The sequence below is a fragment of the Arthrobacter sp. 10T419 genome, assembly GCF_056394105.1.
This window is the reverse complement of sequence record NZ_JBFTHF010000001.1, coordinates 445,740-461,832: the sequence shown is the minus strand read 5'-3', so window position 1 is coordinate 461,832 and position 16,093 is coordinate 445,740. Positions and strand designations below refer to the sequence as shown.

Genomic DNA, 16,093 nt, shown 5'->3' with positions numbered 1-16,093 from the left:
GTTGCAGTCCCCGCGGGTGAATTCTACGTCCGGGCGCAGCGCAGGAACAGGTCAACGCCTACTGCGGTTCGGCGGTTCAGTCCCGGGAAATCCGGATCATCTCTTCCCGCGGCACGACCTTGATGCGTTCGCGCACCACGCCGTCGTCCGGATGGGAAGCGGTCCACGCCGCGCCGAGGGCCAGCTCGTGGGCGTCCAGCTTGTTCCAGCCTTCCCAGGTGGTGTACTGGATGCCGCGCTCTTCGAGCAGGTCGATGATGGCCTGCGGATCCGGGTTCTGGGCTGGCGGAAGGGTCAGCCGGTCCTCGAGCAGGAAGCCGATGGTCTCCAGCGCATCTCCCTTGGTGTGGCCGATCAGGCCGACCGGGCCGCGCTTGATCCAACCCGTGGCGTAAATGCCGGGCACGGGCTTGCCGTCGGCGCCGAGCACGCGGCCGCCTTCGTTGGGGATGACGCCGCGCCGCGCGTCGTACTCCAGCTCGTCGAGCTGGGAGCCGTGGTACCCGATGGCGCGGTAGACGGCCTGGACCGGGTAATCGACGAACTCGCCGGTGCCCTTGACGTTGCCTGTGCCGTCCAGCCGCATGCGCTCGAACTTGATGCCCGTCACCTTGCCGGGATGTGCGGCGGCGCCTGTTTTTTCGCCGAGGATCTCGACCGGATTGTGCAGGAAGTGCAGGTGCAGCCGGCGGGAGGACGGTTCCTCGGCCTCGGCGTGCTCCTCGACGAGCCAGTTGCCAAGGGTGCTCACCATGGTCTTGATCTGGTTGTTCGTGCGGATGGCCTCGTCGGAGGCTTCGTCGAATTCGAAGTCCTCCGGGTAGAGCACGATGTCCACGTCCTTCGCGTGGCTGAGCTCGCGCAGCTCCAGCGGCGTGAACTTCACCTGCGCCGGTCCACGGCGGCCAAAGACGTGCACGTCCGTCACCGGCGAATTCTTGAGCCCCTGGTAGACGTTGTCCGGAATCTCGGTAACCAGCAGGTCATCTGCGTGCTTGACCAGCATCCGGGCGACGTCCAGGGCCACGTTGCCGTTGCCGATCACCGCGATTTCTTTGGCCTCCAGCGGCCAGTCGCGGGGAACGTCCGGGTGCCCGTCGTACCAGGAGACGAAGTCGGCCCCGCCGAACGAGCCTTCGAGCCCGACTCCCGGAATGTCCAGGTCCGCGTCCTTGATGGCGCCGGTAGCGAAGATCACGGCGTCGTAGAAAGCGCGGAAGTCGTGCAGGGTCAGGTCCCGGCCGTAGCTGACGTTGCCGAGGAAGCGGATATCGCCGCGGTCCAGCACCTTGTGCAGGGCGTTCACGATCCCCTTGATCCGCGGGTGGTCCGGCGCCACGCCGTAGCGGATGAGCCCGTAGGGCGCCGGGTAGGCCTCGAACAGGTCGATGCTGACCTCGAAGTCGCCGTCCTTGACCTCGTTGGACTTGGTCAGGATGTCCGCGGCGTAGACACCGGCCGGTCCGGCGCCGACAATCGCAACGCGGAGGGGACGTTTGGTCGTTCTTTCAGGCGAGGTTTCGGCCGAGTTGGACACCGGGAGCCCTTCTGAGTCTTGGCGGGTGCGCCGGCAGATACAGCGCACAGTCCCCTATTCTAAATGCCCCCGCGGTGGGGTGGTCCCCGGGTGAGGGAGAACGCAGGTGACGGACATCGCAGACGCCGCGGCCGCCCTGCCGGGCTCCGCGGCAGGAATAGCCGCGCCGGGGGTGGTGTTATGGGTCTTGTGCCTATCTCCGACGGATCCCCCGCTCCCGCATCCCTGACTTCCCCGGGCGGCGTTGCCCCCGCTGCCGGAGCCGCCGGTGACGCCGCTGGCCCCGCCGCGGCACCTGGACTCAAGGCAGTGGACAAGGACACGACGGCGGGGATCCTGTTCGGCATCGGCGCCTACGGCTTGTGGGGCCTGCTCCCGCTGTACTTCTTCGTGCTGCACCCGGCCAGCGCCGTCGAGATCGTGGCCAACCGCGTGGTCTGGTCCCTGCTCTTCTGCGTCCTGCTGATCACCGTCACCCGCGCCTGGCGGGTGATCGGCGCCGCGTTCCGGAACCGTACCGTGATCGGTCCGCTGGCCCTCGCGGCCGTCCTGATCGCGATCAACTGGCTGACCTACACCTACGGCGTGACCACCGGCCAGGCCGTCGAAACATCGCTGGGCTACTTCATCAACCCGCTCGTGTCCGTGCTGCTGGGCGTCTTTGTCCTGAAGGAAAAACTGCGGCCGCTGCAGTGGGCCGCCGTCGTCGTCGGTTTCATCGCGGTGGGCGTACTGACATATTCCTACGGCAAGCTCCCGTGGATCGCCCTGACCCTGGCGTTCAGTTTCGGCCTCTACGGCTTCGTCAAGAAACGTGTGGGTCCGCGGGCGGACGCGATCACCAGCCTGTCGGTGGAAACCATCGTGCTGGCGCCGATCGCCGGCGTGACCATGATCGTCCTGGCCCTGACCGGCGCCGCCTCGCTCACCACCAACGGCGCCGGACACTTCTGGCTGCTTGCCGCGTCCGGCGTCATCACCGCTGTCCCGCTGCTGTTCTTCGGCGCCTCCGCGCGGCGGCTGCCGATGACCACGATCGGGCTGCTGCAGTACTTCGCCCCGGTACTGCAGTTCATCGTGGCGCTGGTGGTGTTCAAGGAGGCCATGACCCCGGAGCGCTGGATCGGCTTCAGCGTCGTCTGGCTCGCGCTGTTGCTGCTCACGGCGGACATGCTGCGGACGGCCCGGAAGAACTCCGTCACCCGCAGGCTGGCCCGCGCCGCCGCCTAGGGCAGACCAGCCCAGGCGGCGGCGCCGGCTTAGTCGTCCGGGCTGGTGTCGATGCGCACGTAGTCGCGCGGCACTACGACCATGGGGACCGGCAGGGCGCGGAGCACCTTGTTGGCCGTGCTGCCGATGAAGAGCTTGTTCTTCTCCGCCAGGCGGGACGAACCGACAATCATAATCTCCGCGTCGTCCCAGTCGAGGTCATCGATGGCTTCCTCAATGGTCCGGCCGTGCGCGACCTCCACGGTGACGTGGTGTCCCGCCGGCAGGCGCTCGGCCGCGGCCTTCAGGACGGTGTTCGCGTGGACATGCGCGGCGTTGACGTTTTCGCCGCCGTCGCCCTCGGCGTCCAGTTCGACGAGCGAGACCAGCCGCAGCGGCACGCCGCGGCGCTCGGCCGACTCAATCGCGACGTCGATCGCCGCCTCCGCGCCGGTCCGCTGGCCGACGGCGAGGGTCAGCCGGGTGATGGGGTCGGTGTTGCGGTAGCCGCGGGGCGCCAGCGCAACCGGCACCGGTGAGGCATGCAGCAGGGCGTTGGCCACGCTGCCAACGCTGTACCGCTTGAACAGGCCGCTGTTCGCGGCACCCACGACGATCAGGCCGGCGCGGTATTCCTTGGCGGCGTCGATCAGTCCCGCGGCGAAGGAATCAGCCTGGCGCACGTGGAACCTGGCCTCCAGGCCCTCCGGAACCAGGGACAGTCCCTGCCGCTCCGCCGTCAGCACGGACTGCTCCGCGGCACTGACGCGGTTTCCCTGCGGGTTCAGCGCGACATAGGGGGTGTTCCGGTCCACCACATGAACCAGGTCCAGGTGCGCGCCCTGGGCGCGGGCCATGGCGGAAGCCAGGGCGACGGCGTCGGCGCCGCGGTCGTTGGGTGTGTAGCCAACTACGTATCGCATGTAAGAACCCCTTATGGGTCTGGGGCAGAATCCAGCTTGGCTCCGGGGTTCCGGGCGACGTCGGCCGGTCTGCGTTCCTGCAGTGGTAGGAACGACTCTAGCCCAGCGTTGCGGGGAATAGTGGGTGACTTTTGGCCCTGCGGCACGCAAATTTCCGCGACTACGCTGAAGCCGTGGAGGGGAGCTCACCATGAGTCTGACCAGGAACACCGGGTTCGCGGCAAAAACGAGCGGGCTGGGAGTGCTGATCTTCCTGTTCGCGCTGACCGGCTGCACCCCTTCTTCGCCCCAACCCTCCGGGAGCAGCCCCGCGTCGGCGACGGAATCAGCGACGGCATCGGCGACGTCGACCTCCACACCTTCCGGCACTGCGACGCCCTCATCCACCGCCTCGGCGACGCCGTCGGCCTCCGCGACGCCGTCTCCGGATTCCGACGAGACCAAAGCCCCGCAGGACGGCGACCGCGTGATCTCCTCGACCATTACCCATGACTGGGCCTGGCCTGGAGCGAAGTCGCCGTTCAAGACCACGCACACCAATCCCGTACCGTTGGCCCCGCCGCCGGCGGAGCCCCTGCCCACGCTGTACGCCATTGGCGCCGGCCAGCACCCCTCGGACACCCCGCCCTATGACCAGCTGAGCTTCCGGTTCAACGGTGCCTTTCCCAGTTACGACATCTCGTTCGTCCCCGAACTGATCGCCGACGGCAGCGGCCTGCCCGTGCCGATGCCCGGGACGGGCGCCATCCTGAAAGTTGTCTTCCACGGCGCCCAGGCGCACACCGCAGACGGGAAGGGCAGCACCGTCAAGAGCAGCCCCGCCCCGTCGATCGGCTACCGGGCACTCACCCGCTACGCCCCGGCCGGGGACTTCGAAGGGGTCCTTAGTTACGGGATCGGCGTCGGCCGCCCGGGTACCGCCGTGCAGCAGACCAAGGTGCGGGTCTACGAGGTGGAGAAGATCGAACAGGGCCGGCACCTGTACGTCGTCGCGATCCAGCTCGACGCCAGCTCCTGGAAGTAGGCCCGGACGCGAACGAGCCGCGGACTTCTCGGTCCGCGGCTCGTTCATGTTGCTCTGTGTTGTCCCGCTGGGGGTGTCCCGCCGGGGGTGTCCCGCTGGGGGTGTCCCGCCGGGGGTTCCCGCCGGCGCTTAGGCGTTGGCGCGGACCGCCGCGGCCAGCACCTCGAGTCCGTCCAGCAGCAGCTCGTCGCTGATCACCAGCGGCGGCAGCAGCCGGATCACGTTGCCGTAGGTGCCGCAGGTGAGGATGATGACACCCTCTTTGAGGCAGGCGGCGGCAACGGCCTTGGTCAGTTCCGGGTTCGGTTCCTTGGAGCCGGCCTGGACCAGTTCGATCGCGAGCATGGCGCCGCGGCCACGGATGTCACCGACCACGGTGAGCTCGGACGCGAGCTCCCGCAGCTTGCCCAGGGCAAGTTCCTCGATGTGGCGGGCCCGGGCGTTCAGGTCGTACTGCTCCATCGAGCCGATGGCCGCCAGCGCCGCGGCACAGGCCACCGGGTTACCTCCGTAGGTGCCACCGAGTCCGCCCGGGTGGACGGCGTCGAGCAAGTCGGCGCGGCCGGTGATGGCGGAGAGCGGCATGCCGCCGGCGATTCCCTTGGCCATGGTGACGATGTCCGGGATGACACCCTCGTGGTTCACGGCGAACCATTCGCCGGTGCGGCAGAACCCGGACTGGACCTCGTCGGCAATGAAGACGATGCCCTTCTCCTTGGCCCAGGCGGCAAGGGCCGGCAGGAAGCCCTCGGCCGGGACGATGAAGCCGCCCTCGCCCTGGATGGGTTCGATGATGATCGCGGCCACCGACTCGCCACCGATCTGCTTCTCGATCATGGTGATGGCACGCTTGGCGGCCTCGGCGCCGGTGATCTCCGGGTTTTCCTCGCGGTACGGGTAGCTCATCGGCATCCGGTAGACCTCGGGCGCGAACGGGCCGAAGTTGGTCTTGTACGGCATCGCCTTGGCGGTCAGCGCCATGGTGAGGTTGGTCCGGCCGTGGTAGGCGTGGTCGAAGGCGACGACGGCGTCCCGGCCGGTGGCGAGGCGGGCCACCTTGACGGCGTTCTCCACGGCTTCGGCGCCTGAGTTGAACAGCACGGTCCGCTTCTCGTGGTCGCCCGGGGTGAGCCGGTTCAGCTGCTCGGCGACGGCGACGTAGCCCTCGTAGGGCGTCACCATGAAGCAGGTGTGGGTGAAGTGCTCCACGGCTTCCTTCACCGCGCCGACGACGGCGGGATCCGAGGCGCCGACGCTGGTCACGGCGATGCCGGAGCCGAGGTCGATGAAAGAGTTGCCGTCGACGTCCTGGATGATGCCGCCGTCGGCGTCGGCGACGTAGACCGGGACGCTGGAGGCGACGCCGGACGCGACGACCGCCTTGCGGCGCTCGGTCAGGGCCACGGACTTGGGGCCGGGGAAGTCGGCCTGGACGCGGCGCTTCTGCTCCAGACGGTAGGTGAGGTCGTTTGCTGTGGTGGTCATGGGGAAGGCCTTTCTAAACGTGTAAGGGTCGGCGGGGCCGGGTCTGGCGGGAGCGTTAGGCAGCCGCGTCAGGCATCGAGCGCACTCATGACGTGCTTGATGCGGGTGTAGTCCTCGACGCCGTACATCGAGAGGTCCTTGCCGTAGCCGGACTGCTTGAAGCCGCCGTGCGGCATCTCGGCGGTGAGCAGGATGTGGGTGTTGATCCAGACGGCACCGAAGTCCAGGTCGCGGCTGACCCGCATGGCGGTGCCGTGGTCCGTGGTCCAGACGCTGGAGGCGAGGGCGTATTCGACGTCGTTGGCCAGCTCGATCGCTTCGGCCTCGGTGCTGAACTTCTGCACCGTGATGACCGGGCCGAACGTCTCCTTCTGGACAATGTCGTCGGTCTGCTTGGCGCCGGTGACAATGGTGGGCTCGAAGAAGAAGCCCTTCTCCCCCGCCCGGTGGCCGCCGGTCTCAATCTTGCAGTTCGCCGGCAGGTGCTCCACAACGTCGGTGACCGCGTTGAAGTGGTTGACGTTGTTCAGCGGGCCGAAGTAGTTGTCTTCGTCGTTCTGCGAGCCGGTGTGCAGGGTCTTGGTGTGTTCTACCATGGCGGCGACGACGTCGTCGTGCACGGAATCCTCGACCAGGACCCGGGTGATTGCCGTGCAGTCCTGGCCGGCGTTGAAGAAGGCGAACTCGGCGATGGCCGCGGCGCTCTTCTTGATGTCCGCGTCCTTGAACACGATCGCCGGTGCCTTGCCGCCGAGCTCCAGGTGCGCGCGCTTGAGCCCTTTGGCGGCGCCGGTGGCGACAGCAATGCCGGCCCGGACGGAACCGGTGATGGAGACCAGGCCCGGGACCTTGTGCTCCACCATCATGGCGCCGGTCTCGCCGGTGCCGAGGACGACGTTGAGCACGCCGGCGGGGAGGATCTCGCCGGCGAGGCGGGCCAGGACCAGGGTGGATTCCGGCGTGGTGTCGGAAGGCTTGAGCACCACGGTGTTGCCGGCGGCCAGTGCGGGGCCGATCTTCCAGATCGCCATCAGGAACGGGTAGTTCCAGGGGGCAACCTGCGCTACGACGCCGATCGGTTCGCGGCGCACGTAGGAGGTGTGGCCCTCGAGGTATTCACCGGCGGACTTGCCCTCCAGGATCCGGGCGGCACCGGCGAAGAAGCGCAGCTGGTCTGCCCCCGCGGCAACCTCCTCGGCGGCGATCAGGGAGCGGACCTGGCCGGTGTTGCGGTGCTGGGCCTCGACGAGTTCGTCACTGTTGGCTTCGACGGCGTCGGCGAGCTTGAGGAGCATGAGCTGGCGCTGGCCGGGGGTGACGTGCTTCCAGCTGGCGAAGGCGTCCTTCGCGGCGGTCATGGCGGCGTCGACGTCGGCCTGCACCGAGACCGGCGACTTGGCCACCACCTCCCCGTTGGTGGGATTGACAATGTCCAGCAGGGCCGTCCCGGCGGGGGTGACGAACTCGCCGTTGATGAAGTTCTGCAAGGTTTGAACCACGGTGTACAACCTCTTTCGTGCTGGCCTCGGAAAGGCAGGTATGAGGGGATCTGCGACTGCTCCGAGCCTATGCCAGGCACGCAAGGCAGGGAATAGGCAGCTGCACACCGAAGCAGCGCGACTTTAGTGCGGTTGACCAGCCCCCGGCTATCCTGATTCCATGGCAATTTCACTCGCGGCCCTGCTGGGGGTTCCGTCCCTCAAGCTGACGAAATCGGGCCTCGCGGAGACCACCTGGCACCAGGACATCCACTGGGTCGCGGTGACGGAGCAGGAAGACCCGCACCGCTTCCTCAACGGCGGGGAACTGGTCCTCACCACCGGGATGCGGCTCAGGACCGCCCCGGAGCAGCGCCGCTTCGTCCGCCAGGTCCAACGCGCCGGCGCCGTGGGCATCGGTTTCGGGATCGGGCTGACACACGACGCGGTGCCGCCGGCCCTGATCGCCGAGGCCAACCGCTGGGGCCTTCCGGTGGTGGAAGTGCCCTACGAGACACCCTTCATCGCCATCGGCAAGCTCGTGGCCGACGCCCAGTCCGCGGACCACTACGCCAAGCTGGAGCGCCTGATCGCGGGGCACCAGGTCTTGGCCCGCGCCCTGCTGACCGGCGGCGGCCTCGCCGAGCTGCTCAGGCACCTCGGCTCCATGCTGCGCACCGAGATCGTCCTGACCCAGTTCACCGCGCAGCTCTACAACAGCGCCGCCGGCAACCCCTCCCCCACGGCGGACGGCTGGGCCTCGTACCCGATCCCGACCGGCCGCCGCGACGCCTGCACGCTGTGGGTCAGGCACCCGTTCGAAGACTCCGGAATCATCGGCTATGCGCAGAACCTGATCAGCGTCGAGCTCAACAACATGGTCAAGCAACGCCAGTCGCAGCGCGCCCTGGCCGGGCAAGTGCTTGAGGACGTGATCCACGGGACCCTCGATGCCACCGAAGCCACCCGCCGGCTCGCCGGCATCGGCGTCAACAGCACCCGCAAGAACGTGGTCCTGCTGGCGGAATCGGCCGCCCACGCCAAGCAGCTGGGCAGCTCCTCGCTGCCTCAGCCGCTGGCGGCGGCGGTGACCGCCGTCGTCGGCAAGGACCTGGTGGTGCTGGTGCACGACGACGGCAGCGGCGCCGGCGCCCTGGCCCGGAGCCTCAGCGACCACCTCGCCGAGGCGGGCATCCACGCCACGATCGGCATCGGCGGGGCGTACACGAAGCCGAACGGCCTGCGCTGGAGCTACTTCGAGGCCCGCGACGCCGCCAGCCACGGCCTGCCGGTCAACGAGCCGGAGCGGCTGAGCCTGACCTCGCTGCTGCTGGCCAGCGAGGACGTTCCGCTGGCGGACATGGCGAACGAGTCGCTGAACCCGCTCCGGAACTTCGACGCCGCGCACGGCGCCGAACTGATGACCACACTGGAGAGTTACCTGAGCAACAACGGCTCGGTCGCCGCCGTCGCCGAGGAGCTCACCCTGCACCGCAACACGGTCCGCTACCGGCTGGCGCAAATTACCGAATTGACCGGCTACGACCCGGCGCAGACCGCGGACCGGGTTCAGCTCTGGCTGGCGCTGGCCGTGCAGCGGCTCAGCGCCCGGCAGCCGCGCTGACGCACCCGCCACCAACAACGCGGGGTCAGACCGCGCCCATCCGGCAACTGCCGTGGGAACGTTCTGACCCCGCGTCGGAGTGGAACCAGCGCGGCTAGCGGGAGAGGCCCTTGAAGACGTTCTTCGGCCGCTGCATTTCGCCGTGCTTGGCGCCCAGGACGATCACCCAGCCTGCGAAGACCGGGATGGCCCACTGCAGGATCTTCAGCTGCTGCTGGGCAGAGCGAAGTTCCTCCGAGGCGCCCGGCTTGGGCTCGGTGGCGCCCTCGGCACCCTCGGCGGCGAGCTTGTCCACCTTCGCGCCCTGCAGTCCGGCGTACAGGGTCACGGCTGCACCGGCCAGGGTGACGATCGACTTGTAGATGCTCAGCCGGGTCACGCCGTCCTGCTTGGTCATCCGGCCCTTGTTCTCCCACATGATGGCGAGGCCGGAAAGGAAGTGCGCGCCGAATGCGGCCGTCTGGTACGGGGCCCACTTCTTCCAGCCCAGGCTGGACAGACGGGTGCGCTCGGCGGGATCCTTGGCCTCCGCCGTCGCGCCGTTCAGCCCGATGGCGCCCATCAGCGAACCGCCAAACCACGCGCCGGCGGTCAGGTCGTGGATGGATCGGGCAACAAGATTACCTGCCATGGTGAGCTTCCTATCGTGTGAATTCGAATCCGGAATGGTGCGGCCACATGCGACGCCGCACCCCGGACATCGTAAGCACACTTACCAACAAGTTGGTAGTCCCGGTTTCGGGCCGCCGACCGCCGGACGGAGCTTCCAGGCAGCCGATCCGTTACGCGTAAGCTCGAAGCAATGGAAGAAATCAGCAGGGAGCTCCCGCAAGGGCAGGCCGTGCCGCGCCACGCGGCTGGCATCGGCGAAGCCGCCGATGCCGCAGAGGCCGCCTCAAACAGCAGGGTGCTCGACGTCGTCGCGCGGTGGGGGTTCGCCGTGATGGCGTTGCTCCACATTGTCATCGGCGTGATCGCCGTCGCGCTGGTCCTGGGGGCGCCGGGCCAGGCCGAACCCACCGGAGCGATCGAGCAGCTCGCCGCCAACCCCTGGGGTCCGGCGGTGTTGTGGCTCTGCTTCACCGGCTGCGCCGGACTCGCCCTGTGGCAGCTGAGCGAGGCAACCCTGCGGGCCAGGCACCTGCCCCGCGGCGAACGGCTGGGCAAGCTGGTCTCCTCGGGCTTCCTGGCCATCGCCTACGGCAGCGTCGGCTTCACCTTTGCCAGCTTCGCCCTGGGCTTCCGCAGCGACTCGGGGGATTCCACCGCGGCCTTCAGCGAAGCCCTGATGAACCGGCCGCTGGGCGCACCACTGCTGATCGGCCTGGGACTGACCGTGGGTGGGATCGGCGTTTTCTTCGTGGTCAAGGGCCTGGGCAAGAAGTTCAAGGAGGAGCTGCGCCACTTCGAAGGCACGCACCGCGGCCACCTCATCAGCGGCCTGGGCGTGGCCGGCCACGTGGCCAAAGGCCTGGCGCTGGTCCTGACCGGTCTGCTGTTCGTGATGGCCGCGGCCACCAATGACCCCGGCTCGTCCACCGGGCTGGACGGAAGCCTCAAGGCGCTGCAGCACCACCCGTTCGGGCCGTACCTGCTGCTGGCCATTGGCGCAGGGTTTATGGCCTACGGGGTTTTCGCCCTGATCCGCGCCCGGTTCGGCCGGATGTAGCGCGGGTTTCCTCCCTTGTTGCCGAGCGGAGCCGGGGATATCGTTTTAGCTACCCGGCACGGCGTTCCCTTCTCTTCCGACAGGTGCAGCGCACGCCCCCGGTGGTCGGTTCTTCGAGGTAGGGCCATGAGCTACGTCCCAGTCAGCAGGCGCACCATCCGGCGCCACCGTGAGTCCGAGCGGTCCACCCGGCGCCTGGTGATCGTCCTGTCCGCGGCGGCGGCAGTGGCGTGGCTGCTGTCGGTCACGATGTCCACGGCGGTCCGGGTCGGCGGCTACGCCCACGACCTGGCCGTCGTCCTGCACGTCCTGTCCCTGGTGGTGTCTTTCGGCGCCATCATCCTGGTCGACTGGCACGGCTTCCTGTGGCTTGTCGGCCGCCGCAAACTGGCTGAAACCATCCGGCTCGACGGCGCTGCCACGCCGCTGATCTGGGCCGGTCTCGCCGGCCTGCTGGCCACCGGCGTGTTCCTGAACCCGCACCTGACCAACCCGATGACAGACGTCAAACTGGCCGCCGTGCTGGTTCTCAGTCTGAACGGCATCATGCTGATCCCGCTGATGCGGCGGCTGGTTCATCTTCCTCCGGAAACCCCGTTCCGGGGCCTAAGCGCCGGTCAGCGGACCCACCTGCTGGTCTGCCTGGTTATCTCGCAGGCGTGCTGGTGGACGGCGATAATCATCGGATTCATCAACGCCGAGTTCTGACGCGCCGGGTCCTGAGCGTCACACCGGTCAGCGCAGCGGGACGACCGCACCCTCCTGGTACAGCAGCGCCCGGATCTCCGATTCGGCCGAATCCAGCCGCTTCGGATCGATGGTCTCCCCCGCCGCGAAGTGGTCCAGCAGGCGCGGATCGACGTAGCTCTTTCGGGCGATCGACGGCGTGTTGCCCAGCACCGCCGCGGCGTCGACCATGGCGCGGCTCACGGCGCGCTTCCGGGCCGAGACCTTGGCCTGCGGGCCGCTCTTCGCCAGGTTCACGGCCGCCGCGACGGTGCCGCGCAGGGTGCGGAAGTCCTTCGCGGTGAAGTCCGCGCCGGTTCGTTCCTTGACGTACTCGTTGATCTCGGCGCTGGTGACCGGATGCCAGCTGCGGCCGTTCTTGTAGGCCAACAGCCGGGCGTTGCCGCCGCGGCGCTTGAGCGAGCGCACGACGGCGGCGAGGTCGGCGTCGTCGATCCGGGACTCCCAGGTCTTGCCGCTCTTGGCCGGGAAGCTGAGCCGGAGTTCGTCTTTGCGCACGTTCACGTGGGCGCAGAGCAGGGTGGCCAGTCCGTGGCTTCCGTTCTCGTTGGTGTACCGCTCGGAGCCCACGCGCAGCGATCCGCTGTCCAGCATCCTGAAGGCGGCCGCGAGCACGCGCTCCCGCGTGAGGCCTTCGGAGCGCAGGTCCAAGGTCACCAGGCGGCGGGCCGACGGCAGGGTTTCCGCGAGTTGGAGCGAACGGTCGAACTTCAGCCGGTCCTTCCGCTCCCGCCAGCTTGGGTGGTAGATGTATTGGCGCCGGCCGACGGCGTCGACGCCGGTGGCCTGGATATGCCCGTTCTCATACGGCGCGATCCAGACGTCGGTCCAGGCCGGCGGGATCCCGATGCTTTCCAGCCGCTCCCGCACCGGGCCGGCCGGCAGGGTCGACCCGTCCAGGTCCTTGTAGCTGAACCCGCTCCCGGCGGGAACCCGGCGGTAGCCGCGGCCGGACGCGTTGCTGTGACGGAGCCTCATCGGCCGGATCCTGGGTGCCTGGCAGTGTCCATGACGGTAAGCCTACTGACTACCCGCCGGGAATGCGCCGTTAACAACCAACGCGGGGTCACTTCGCGCCCGTCCCGGAGGGGATTTTGGGCGCGATATGACCCCGCGTTGCAGTTGTGAGGCGGCCGCTTAGACCTCCGCAGCGACTCCGCCTCGGGAGATCTCCACCATGTCCTCGCGCGGGACCACCTTGATGCGTTCGCGCTGGACGCTGCCCGCGCCGGCGCTTGCCTTTTCGCCGAGGGACCGCTCGTGCGCGTCCAGGGCCAGCCAGCCCTCCCAGCTGGTGAACTGCACGCCCCGGTTTTCCAGCAGTCCGACGATCGCCTCCGGCGCGGGTGCCGCCGCCGGCGGCAGGCTGCCGCGGTCCTCCAGCAGGTAGGTCACGGTTTCCAGGGCGTCACCCTTGGTGTGCCCGATCAGGCCCACCGGGCCGCGCTTGATCCAGCCGGTCGCGTAGATGCCGGGCACGTGGGCTCCGGAGGCGTCCAGCACGCGGCCGCCGTCGTTCGGGACAACGCCCTTGCTGTGGTCGAACTCGACCTCGGGCAGGGCCGAACCGAAATAGCCGATGGCGCGGTAGACGGCCTGGACCGGGTAGTCGATGAACTCGCCGGTGCCGCGGGCGTTGCCCGTGCCGTCCAGTTCGGTGCGCTCAAACTTGATGCCGGCGACGCGGCCGGGGGCGGCGGCGTCGTCGAAGATCTCGACCGGGCTGTGCAGGAAGTGCAAGTGCAGGCGGCGGGACGCGGTGAGCTCGGAGAGATTCTCCGGCTGCTCGGCGATCCAGTTGGTGAGCGTGCCCACCATGGTCTTGGTCTGGTTGTTGCTTTGGATCTGGCGGTCAGATTCGGCGTCGAACTCGAAGTCCTCCGGGTAGAGGACAATATCGACGTCCCTGGAGTGGGAGAGTTCGCGCAGTTCCAGCGGCGTGAACTTCACCTGCGCCGGGCCGCGGCGGCCGAAGACGTGCACGTCGGTGACCGGGGAGTCCTTCAGCGCGCGGTAGACGTTGTCCGGGATCTCGGAGACCAGCAGGTCATCGGCGTGCTTGGAGAGCATCCGGGCGACGTCCAGGGCCACGTTGCCGTTGCCGATCACCGCGATTTCCTTGGCCTCCAGCGGCCAGCCGCGGGACACGTCCGGGTGCCCGTCGTACCAGGAGACGAAGTCGGCGCCGCCGTAGGATCCCTCAAGCTCGATGCCCGGGATGTTCAGGTCCGCGTCCTTGATGGCGCCGGTGGCGAAGATGACGGCGTCGTAGTGGGTCCGGAGGTCCTCGAGTGTGAGGTCCGTGCCGTAGTCCACGTTGCCGAAGAACCGGATGTCGCCGCGGTCCAGGACCTTGTGCAGGGCGTTCACGATCCCCTTGATCCGCGGGTGGTCCGGCGCCACACCGTAGCGGATGAGCCCGTAGGGCGCCGGGTAGCGGTCGAAGAGGTCGATGCTGACGGTGAGCTCGCCGCTCTTGACGGCCTCGCTTTTGGTCAGGATGTCCGCGGCGTAGACGCCGGCGGGGCCGGAGCCGACGACGGCGACGCGCAGCGGGCGGGCGGCGGTTCCTACAGGGGTGTTCGTTGACACGGCTGTGTTCCTTTGGTTCGATCCGGGTGCTGCGGGTGAAACTAGCGGGCGGCGACGCGCGGGGCGTTCGGGGAGGTGGTGCTGTAGTCCGCGGTCTTAAAGTGCGACGGCGCGAACGGGCTGACGCGGACCACGTCGCCGATCACGATCACGGCAGGATTCGCGACGCCTGCTGCCTCCGCCTGGTCCGCGATGGTTTCGAGCGTTCCGATGGTCACCCGCTGGTTGGGCAGGTATCCATTCTCTACGATGCCAACAGGCGTCCCGGCTGGCAAACCGGCGCGTTCCAGCGAGGCCGCGGAATCGCGCAGTTGTCCCACGCCCATGAGCAGAATCACGGTGTGGTCGGAGCGGACGGGCACCTCGGAAAGCTCCTCATGGCCGGTGACTACGCTGAAGCCCTTGGCGAGGCCCCGGTGGGTGACCGGGATCCCGGCGGCGGCGGGGACGGAGATCGCCGAGGTGACGCCGGGCACCACTTCAACCTCGACGCCGTGCTGCCGGCAGAATTCGGCTTCCTCGCCGCCGCGGCCGAGGACGTAGGGGTCTCCGCCCTTGAGCCGGACCACCCGGTGGCCGGCGAGGGCTTCGTCGACGAGGATCCGGTTGATTTCGGACTGCGGGACCGGGTGGTGGCCGGGGGTTTTGCCGACTTCGATCACGCGGACGTCGGGGGCCAGTTCGCCCAGGAGCTCACGCGGGCCGAGCCGGTCGGCGACGACGACGTCGGCCTGGCCCAGGAGCCGCCGGCCGCGGACGGTGATGAGTCCGGTATCGCCCGGCCCGCCGCCCACGAGCGCCACCGTGCCGTCCCCGGCGCCTGGGCCCGTGCCCGAAGCGCGGTGTCGGCGCAGCGGCAGGTCTCCGGCCGCCAGGGCGGTGGCGACGGCGTCGCGCAGGGCCATCGCCCGGCGCGGGTCTCCCCCGGCGTTGACGGCGATCTTGACGTCATCCACGACGGCGACGGCCGGCGTCCAGGCGGCGGAGGCCTCGTGGTCGGAGGCGTTGACGCACCAGATCCGCTGCGCCTCGGCGTCGGCGGCGACCTGCGCGTCCACGCCGGCGTCACCGGTGGCGGTCTGGACGAACCAGACGCCGTCGACGTCGGAGCTGCGGTAAGGGCGGGGCTGCCAGCTGAGGAGCCCGGCGTCGGCCAGATCGTTCAGGGCCGGGCAGGCAAGCGGCGCCACGACGGTGACTCGGGCGCCGGCGTCGAGCAGTCCCCTGGCGCGGCGTGCGGCGACGGGTCCGCCGCCGACGACCAGCACGGGCCGGCCGAGCAGGCGCAGCGCGGTGGGGTAAATGTCCTGAATTGCCATGCATCGACGATAGGGCGGCGTCCGAGAGCGGAACAACGGTGCGGAAACACCCGTTCACGCAGGGTAACGGGGCGTAACCTGGGGCTCCGCCGGCTGGCGGGGCCGCCGATGTTGGGATGGGGTGCCGAGTCCCGAAAGAGCCCTCGCCTCTACTTCACCGCAATGACTTCGACCAGTTTGATGTCAGGATCCTTGGCCAGCAGCTCCGGGCCGTGTTGGCCGAGGGCAGCAGGAATGGCCCCGTTGAGGTGGGCCTGCCGGTCCTCCTCGGTGTCAAAAGTGTCGAAAATGCCGAAGGTGTTCTCGTTGACCCGGAACGCGTACCAGGTCCTTGTGCCCGGCTCGGTGAGCACGATCTCCCTGCCGCCGTTGAGGAAGTCCCAGACTTCCTGTTCCTTCCCCGCTTTCGCTTCGACCAGTGCCAGCACTCCAAATTTCGGTGCCACGGCTACCTCCTTGGAATTGGGATGGTTTGGCCGGCAGCCC

General features: G+C 68.4%; 14 protein-coding genes. 5 read left to right on the top strand and 9 right to left on the bottom strand.

Annotated elements, in window-relative coordinates; genetic code table 11:
* Nucleotides 1–76 precede the first annotated feature (76 nt).
* Nucleotides 77–1,537, bottom strand: a complete 1,461-nt coding sequence (locus tag AC1DBD_RS02180) for an FAD-dependent oxidoreductase (RefSeq protein ID WP_476981334.1) — start codon at nucleotides 1,535–1,537, stop codon at nucleotides 77–79.
* Between the two features lie 180 nt (nucleotides 1,538–1,717).
* Between AC1DBD_RS02180 and rarD the strand changes: the two genes are divergently transcribed.
* Complete coding sequence (rarD, locus tag AC1DBD_RS02175; protein WP_476892066.1) at nucleotides 1,718–2,767, top strand: EamA family transporter RarD; 1,050 nt, start codon at nucleotides 1,718–1,720, stop codon at nucleotides 2,765–2,767.
* A gap of 29 nt (nucleotides 2,768–2,796) precedes the next feature.
* Here rarD and AC1DBD_RS02170 read toward each other — a convergent pair whose 3' ends face one another.
* On the bottom strand, nucleotides 2,797–3,669 hold the full coding sequence (locus tag AC1DBD_RS02170) for a universal stress protein (protein WP_441416933.1): 873 nt from the start codon (nucleotides 3,667–3,669) through the stop codon (nucleotides 2,797–2,799).
* A gap of 190 nt (nucleotides 3,670–3,859) precedes the next feature.
* Between AC1DBD_RS02170 and AC1DBD_RS02165 the strand changes: the two genes are divergently transcribed.
* Nucleotides 3,860–4,693, top strand: coding sequence for an AMIN-like domain-containing (lipo)protein (locus tag AC1DBD_RS02165; protein ID WP_476981333.1), 834 nt, complete (start codon nucleotides 3,860–3,862; stop codon nucleotides 4,691–4,693).
* A gap of 129 nt (nucleotides 4,694–4,822) precedes the next feature.
* Here the strand turns inward: AC1DBD_RS02165 and gabT are convergent, their stop codons facing one another.
* Both gabT and AC1DBD_RS02155 read right to left on the bottom strand, forming a co-directional pair.
* Nucleotides 4,823–6,178, bottom strand: a complete 1,356-nt coding sequence (gene gabT, locus AC1DBD_RS02160; RefSeq protein ID WP_476892064.1) for a 4-aminobutyrate--2-oxoglutarate transaminase — start codon at nucleotides 6,176–6,178, stop codon at nucleotides 4,823–4,825.
* A 68-nt stretch (nucleotides 6,179–6,246) separates the two neighbouring features.
* A complete protein-coding gene (locus AC1DBD_RS02155) occupies nucleotides 6,247–7,677 on the bottom strand; it encodes a gamma-aminobutyraldehyde dehydrogenase (protein WP_441416930.1) in 1,431 nt (476 codons plus the stop codon).
* Nucleotides 7,678–7,837: 160 nt separating this feature from the next.
* On the opposite strand from AC1DBD_RS02155, the gene AC1DBD_RS02150 reads away from it, so the two are divergent.
* Nucleotides 7,838–9,280 (top strand): PucR family transcriptional regulator, encoded by a 1,443-nt coding sequence (locus AC1DBD_RS02150; protein ID WP_441416929.1) that lies wholly within the window; start codon nucleotides 7,838–7,840, stop codon nucleotides 9,278–9,280.
* Nucleotides 9,281–9,374: 94 nt separating this feature from the next.
* Here AC1DBD_RS02150 and AC1DBD_RS02145 read toward each other — a convergent pair whose 3' ends face one another.
* Complete coding sequence (locus AC1DBD_RS02145; RefSeq protein WP_441416928.1) at nucleotides 9,375–9,911, bottom strand: hypothetical protein; 537 nt, start codon at nucleotides 9,909–9,911, stop codon at nucleotides 9,375–9,377.
* A gap of 171 nt (nucleotides 9,912–10,082) precedes the next feature.
* On the opposite strand from AC1DBD_RS02145, the gene AC1DBD_RS02140 reads away from it, so the two are divergent.
* Both AC1DBD_RS02140 and AC1DBD_RS02135 read left to right on the top strand, forming a co-directional pair.
* The gene (locus AC1DBD_RS02140; protein WP_441416927.1) at nucleotides 10,083–10,949 is read left to right on the top strand and encodes a DUF1206 domain-containing protein; all 867 of its coding nucleotides are present in this window, start codon (nucleotides 10,083–10,085) and stop codon (nucleotides 10,947–10,949) included.
* Between the two features lie 126 nt (nucleotides 10,950–11,075).
* The gene (locus AC1DBD_RS02135; RefSeq protein WP_441416926.1) at nucleotides 11,076–11,657 is read left to right on the top strand and encodes a hypothetical protein; all 582 of its coding nucleotides are present in this window, start codon (nucleotides 11,076–11,078) and stop codon (nucleotides 11,655–11,657) included.
* A 27-nt stretch (nucleotides 11,658–11,684) separates the two neighbouring features.
* Here the strand turns inward: AC1DBD_RS02135 and AC1DBD_RS02130 are convergent, their stop codons facing one another.
* The 4 genes from AC1DBD_RS02130 to AC1DBD_RS02115 all read right to left on the bottom strand — a co-directional run bounded on the left by AC1DBD_RS02130 (nucleotide 11,685) and on the right by AC1DBD_RS02115 (nucleotide 16,053).
* A complete protein-coding gene (locus tag AC1DBD_RS02130) occupies nucleotides 11,685–12,674 on the bottom strand; it encodes a DNA topoisomerase IB (RefSeq protein ID WP_476981332.1) in 990 nt (329 codons plus the stop codon).
* A 159-nt stretch (nucleotides 12,675–12,833) separates the two neighbouring features.
* Nucleotides 12,834–14,288 carry an FAD-dependent oxidoreductase gene (locus AC1DBD_RS02125; protein ID WP_476981331.1) on the bottom strand — a complete coding sequence of 485 codons (1,455 nt, stop codon included), beginning with the start codon at nucleotides 14,286–14,288 and terminating at the stop codon, nucleotides 12,834–12,836.
* Between the two features lie 41 nt (nucleotides 14,289–14,329).
* Nucleotides 14,330–15,607: a uroporphyrinogen-III C-methyltransferase gene (gene cobA / locus AC1DBD_RS02120; protein WP_476981330.1), complete on the bottom strand. Its 1,278-nt coding sequence runs from the start codon at nucleotides 15,605–15,607 to the stop codon at nucleotides 14,330–14,332.
* A gap of 149 nt (nucleotides 15,608–15,756) precedes the next feature.
* Nucleotides 15,757–16,053, bottom strand: a complete 297-nt coding sequence (locus tag AC1DBD_RS02115; protein ID WP_476892059.1) for a putative quinol monooxygenase — start codon at nucleotides 16,051–16,053, stop codon at nucleotides 15,757–15,759.
* Nucleotides 16,054–16,093: the final 40 nt, after the last annotated feature.